The 4,737-nt window shown below is 36.2% G+C and carries 5 protein-coding genes and 1 other annotated feature; all 5 genes read left to right on the top strand.

The genetic code is table 11. The features are described 5' to 3' along the window. Positions 1-379 (top strand): substrate-binding domain-containing protein (locus ACPYKA_RS18995; RefSeq protein ID WP_479543769.1); only part of this gene is annotated, 379 nt, incomplete at its 5' end. Further along, a complete protein-coding gene (locus tag ACPYKA_RS18990) occupies positions 372-1,133 on the top strand; it encodes an ABC transporter permease (RefSeq protein WP_479543768.1) in 762 nt (253 codons plus the stop codon). The genes ACPYKA_RS18995 and ACPYKA_RS18990, both read left to right, overlap by 8 nt. A 27-nt stretch (positions 1,134-1,160) precedes the next feature. Continuing rightward, the gene (locus tag ACPYKA_RS18985; protein ID WP_479543767.1) at positions 1,161-1,697 is read left to right on the top strand and encodes a DUF4242 domain-containing protein; all 537 of its coding nucleotides are present in this window, start codon (positions 1,161-1,163) and stop codon (positions 1,695-1,697) included. 21 nt (positions 1,698-1,718) lie between these two features. Next, on the top strand, positions 1,719-2,783 hold the full coding sequence (locus ACPYKA_RS18980; RefSeq protein WP_479543766.1) for an acyl-CoA dehydrogenase family protein: 1,065 nt from the start codon (positions 1,719-1,721) through the stop codon (positions 2,781-2,783). Positions 2,784-2,864: 81 nt separating this feature from the next. Beyond that, positions 2,865-3,102: a binding site (T-box leader), on the top strand. A 63-nt stretch (positions 3,103-3,165) separates the two neighbouring features. Then, positions 3,166-4,602 carry a proline--tRNA ligase gene (gene proS / locus ACPYKA_RS18975; protein WP_479543765.1) on the top strand — a complete coding sequence of 479 codons (1,437 nt, stop codon included), beginning with the start codon at positions 3,166-3,168 and terminating at the stop codon, positions 4,600-4,602. The last annotated feature ends 135 nt before the right edge of the window (positions 4,603-4,737 follow it).

Genomic DNA, 4,737 nt, shown 5'->3' with positions numbered 1-4,737 from the left:
AGATGTTGGAAAGGTACTTGCTTTTTCCGAAAGTTTTTGGCCAAATTCGTATTGTTGTGTGCTCGTGTTACGGGGTGATTTTATGGAGGAAAATGCGGATGTTGCAAATGTTTTTATGAATCATTATGTTGATGCCGGTAAACGAGCTCATAAGAAAGAAAAGGATTTATACGATGCATTAAATCAGTTTATGAATGTAGATCAAGAAGTTTTAGATCTTTCACTTGAATGGATTTCTTTTGATTCTCTTCGAATAGAGGAAGCAGAGTATAACAAATTAAGAAACCGTGTCATTCAACTTCAGTTAATGGAGTCACCACCACCATATGAAGAGTTTGTTGACAATAGCTTGATAGATGGGGGGAATGATGATGACTAAGATTAATAGGATAAGATATTTTTTATGTAGCATTATTATATTAATTGTTTTTTGGCAATTGATTGTAGCAATTGGTCAATATGAAGAAGCTTTATTTCCAGGACCTTTCGTAGTCTCCCAAGCGATAGTTGAATTGATTTTGGACGGTTCTTTATTCATTCATTTGAAAGATAGTATGTTTCGATTTACGATTGGCTATTTACTTGCGGTCTTCCCAGCTATTATTTTTGGTTTAATACTAGGGAGAAATAGAAAATTATGGGCTGTTATTGATCCAGTCGTTCAAATATTACGGCCTATTTCACCTGTTGCATGGTCACCGTTTATCGTATTATGGTTTGGAATTGGGAATATGCCTGCCATTGTAATTATATTTATCGCGGCTTTTTTTCCAATTCTTTTAACGACAGTTAATGGGGTCAGGAATATCGATGTTCATTATCTGAAAATAGCTGCAAACTTACAATTTAATAAATATGACATGATGCACAAAATAATTTTTCCGGCTGCATTACCAGCTATTGTGTCTGGATTGCATATCGCATTGGGGACAGCGTGGATCTTTTTGGTCGCAGGTGAAATGGTTGGTGCCCAGTCAGGGTTAGGATATTTAATTGTTGATGCAAGAAATATGTTAGATTTGGATATTGTTTTTGCAGGGATTGTAATTATTGGTGTATGTGGGTTTTTGCTCGATCGTTTGATCACTTTTTTGGAAGTAGTTTTAAAAAAGCATAGTGGATTTTTAATATAAAAAATAGTAGAAGGGTAGGAGATTCATATGTCATTGTTTTTAATTGAAGCAGGTATTCGCGAAAAAGAGGTAACCCAGGTAGAAATAAGGGGAAAAATTGAAGGGGTGGAAGTAAAACTTAAAGAGGGAGATGCTAACTTAATTGAGGTTCAAGTAGCAAAGGATTTATCTCATTTATTTTTTATAATAGAAACAAATGATGAAACTACGACGAAACAAATTGTGGAAAGAGAGAATTTTATTGTCCAACTTATCAAAGAAGTCCGTTTAGTTGGAGAAGATTTAGAGAAGGTAAAAGAGCAAAAAGATATTGTAAATTATTTAGTAGAGTGGAATTTACCAGAAAACTTAACGATGGAGCAATATTTAAATCGAAAAAAACAAAATTCCATTCATTATTCTAAAGTTCCTGAGGTAGATTTTGCTAGGACGTATGTTTGTGAAGATATGACAAAATGTTTATGTTTTTATGATGCCCCCAATGAAGCAGCTGTTACCCGGGCACGAGAAGCGGTAAACGCGCCAATTGACTCCATCACAGAACTAGGAAAGAATAACGAATGAAAAAAGTAGGTGTCGGTGACAATGAACGAAAAAGCAGGTGAACAAGTTGGTATCAATGAAATTATTGACACTTACTTAACACCGTATGTTAAACGGATAGATCGTGAGGCACTTTATCCCAAGCATTATATCCAAATGCTTGGGAAAGAAGGATATTTTTTATCAACCGATAAAACGGAAGTAGAAGTGATTTTACAGAGAGTAGCTGTAATCGAAAAAACAGCGAAAGTGTGTATGACAACTGCTTTTTGTCTCTGGTGTCATTTTGCAGCAATTGTTTATATAACAAACACGAAAAATCACCAACTAAGAAAAAAGATATTGCCGAAACTTGAGTCAGGCGAGTTGCTTGCAGGTACAGGATTATCGAATCCACTTAAGACTTTTTCAAGTATTGAAAAAATCCATTTGACTGCAAGAAAAGTAGAAAACGGCTATATTATTAATGGATCGCTGCCGGCAATATCTAATATTGGGAAAGGGCATGCCTTTGCATTTATTGCACGATCAGAAACAAGCTATATTATGGGGTTTATCTCTTGCGATGACGAAGGGTTATCACTAAATGAACGTACTAATTATTTAGGAATGAATGGGAGTGCAACATATTCTTGTACATTTACAAATGTTTTTATACCTGAATCGGATATTATTTCTCAAGAAGCAATTAAATTTGTTCAGTCAGTTCGTTCCTTGTTTGTTAGTTATCAAATCCCACTAGGTTTGGGAGTAACAGCCTCATCAATTGCATCAATAGAAAAAATGTATGAGAAAAATGCTTCCGTAAATAAATACTTGCTGAAGGAATCGGAAGATATTAAAGCAAGATATGTTATCTTACGTAAATGTTTACGAAAGCAAATTAGGGCAAAATGTTATCACTGGAAAGATATAGTTAATCTTAGGTTAGATACTGCTTATTTAACGCTCGATGCGGTGCAAGCAGCAATGATACACAGTGGTGGAGCAGGATATTTAAAAGAGAGTTCAGTATCACGTAAACTTAGAGAGGCATATTTTTTAGTAAATTTAACGCCAACTGTAAAACATTTAGAGAAAATTAAACAAGAAAATGCTTATGTTTAACGTCAAAGTTAGTTCTTTGACGCTTTTTTTCACTTGCTTGACTTTATGAAATTCAACATATATATTAACATTATATATAGTCATAAAACGATGAAGAGGAATAGTATAACTTATTATCTTTTGCAGAAAGGAAATGGGGATGGGAATTTCCAAAGATGTAAGTTAGAACCTGCCTGCCTGAGTTTGCTATCGAACGGATCTAATGAATCATTGGATTACATAAGATATGCACGGATTAAAACCGTTATCTTAAAAGAGTGTACATTTTGCCATTTTAAAATGTAAACAAGGGTGGTACCACCAAACCTCGGTCCCTTTTCGGATAGCGAGGATATTTTTATGCATTTTTGAGAATAATTAAATTACACGTGAGGTGTTCGTAATGGGTAAAAACAAACAATTTGTTGAAAAAATAACTGCGATGGAAGAAGATTTCGCGCAGTGGTATACCGATGTGGTGAAACAAGCGGAATTAGTGGATTATGGAATGGTTCGTGGAACGATGATCATGAAGCCATACGGTTTTGCAATTTGGGAAAATGTCCGCGATGAATTAGACAGGAAAATTAAAGAAACAGGCCATTCAAATGTAGCTTTTCCACTATTTATTCCGGAAAGTCTCCTGCAAAAAGAAAAAGATCATGTTGAAGGATTTGCTCCTGAAGTAGCTTGGGTAACACATGGTGGGGATGAAGAACTCGCTGAAAGGCTCGCTATTCGCCCAACATCTGAGGTGCTTTTCTGTGATTACTATTCTGAGAATATTCATTCGTATCGGGATTTACCAAAATTATATAACCAATGGGCGAATGTGGTACGTTGGGAAAAAACAACGAGGCCATTCCTTAGATCATCGGAGTTCCATTGGCAAGAAGGGCATACCGCACATGCGACAAACGAAGAAGCGGCTAAAGAAACAGATCAAATGCTTGATGTATATGCAGATATTGCGGAAAACTATTTAGCAATCCCTGTAATTAAAGGGCGTAAAACAGAAATGGAGAAATTTGCCGGTGCAGAATATACGATTACGATTGAGTGTATGATGCATGACGGAAAAGCATTACAAGCAGGGACATCACATAATTTTGGCTCTGGTTTTGCAGAAGCTTTCGATATAACGTATTTAGATAAAGAAGGAAAAAGCCAGTATGTTCATCAAACGTCATGGGGGCTTTCCACACGTATTATGGGTGCACTTATTATGGTACATGGAGATAATCGTGGTTTAGTTGTGCCACCTCGTATCGCACCAACCCAAGCGATGATCGTCCCGATTGCGCAGCATAAAGAGGGAGTTTTGGATAAGGCATACGATTTACGTGATAAGTTAGCTAAAATTGTTCGTGTGGATATCGATGCTAGTGATAAAATGCCTGGTTGGAAATTTAATGAATGTGAGATGAAAGGTTATCCTGTTCGAATTGAAATTGGACCAAAGGATATTGAGAAAAATCAAGTTGTACTCGTTCGTCGTGACACGAATGAAAAAGAATTTGTTTCCATGGATCAATTAGAAGAACGTCTACCAGCTCTTTTAGATGAAATCCAACAAAATCTTTATGATCAAGCATTAGCACACCGAAATGAAAAAACGACAGATGTTAAAAGTATGGAAGAAATGGAAAAAGCACTTGAAGAAAATCCGGGCTTTATGAGAGCAATGTGGTGTGGAAACGATGCATGTGAAGAAAAAGTAAAAGAAGAATTACAAGTAACGTCAAGATGTATTCCATTTGAACAAGAAACACTTGATGACAAATGCTTTTGCTGCGGGAAAGAAGCAAAAGAAATGGTGTATTGGGCACGTGCATATTAGATGATGTTCAAAAAGTCCGGTAAAAATGACACTGCGAATTTCTTCGTTGGCTTGTTTCTCCGCGGCTCATGTATCTAAATGCATACATTCCGCTGCTCGAAACTGCGCCGCCTCGAACTTCTTGGTCCTTTTTAT

The sequence above is a fragment of the Pseudogracilibacillus amylolyticus (SeqCode) genome (assembly GCF_051918545.1).
In the GTDB taxonomy this organism is placed as follows: Bacteria; Bacillota; Bacilli; order Bacillales; family Amphibacillaceae; genus Pseudogracilibacillus.
Note: the sequence above shows the minus strand (reverse complement) of the source record. Positions and strands in the feature narration are given on the sequence as shown.